We start from the raw sequence: 414 nt of genomic DNA on the forward strand, positions 1-414 counted from the left end.
GTGCAGGAGATCACCGCCAGCGACTGCTGCTCCATGGCCAGCGGGGTTTTCGCCCGCGCGGCAATGGCGGCGAAGGAGGTAACGCCAGGGACAATCTCCAGCCACTCCGGGCAGCCAATCCGCTGCAGCAGAAAGACCCAGGTGCTGAACAACATGGCGTCGCCGAGGGTGATAATCCCGACCTGCCTGCCCGCCGCCACCTCCTGGGCCAGCGCCGCGGCAACGTCGTTCCACACCGCCTCTTTTTCCGCGCTGTCGGTGCTCATCGGAAAATGGCAGCAGCGGACCTCCGTGTGTGCGCCCAGGTACTCGCGTACGATGGAGAGCGCCAGGCTGTCGCCGCCTTTGCGGCCGGCTGGCGCATACAGCACATCCAGCTGGCCGAGGATCCGCGCCGCACGCACGGTGATCAGA

At 66.7% G+C, this 414-nt stretch carries 1 protein-coding gene; it reads right to left on the minus strand.

Translation table 11 applies throughout. The annotated features are described in order from the left end of the window. Nucleotides 1-413, minus strand: a 413-nt coding sequence (locus IM317_RS23655) for a cobalt-factor II C(20)-methyltransferase (RefSeq protein ID WP_227010985.1), incomplete at its 3' end; no start/stop codon positions are given. Nucleotide 414 lies beyond the last annotated feature (1 nt).

It is taken from the genome of Enterobacter cloacae complex sp. S3, from assembly GCF_014930495.1.
Lineage (GTDB): Bacteria > Pseudomonadota > Gammaproteobacteria > Enterobacterales > Enterobacteriaceae > Enterobacter > Enterobacter asburiae_B.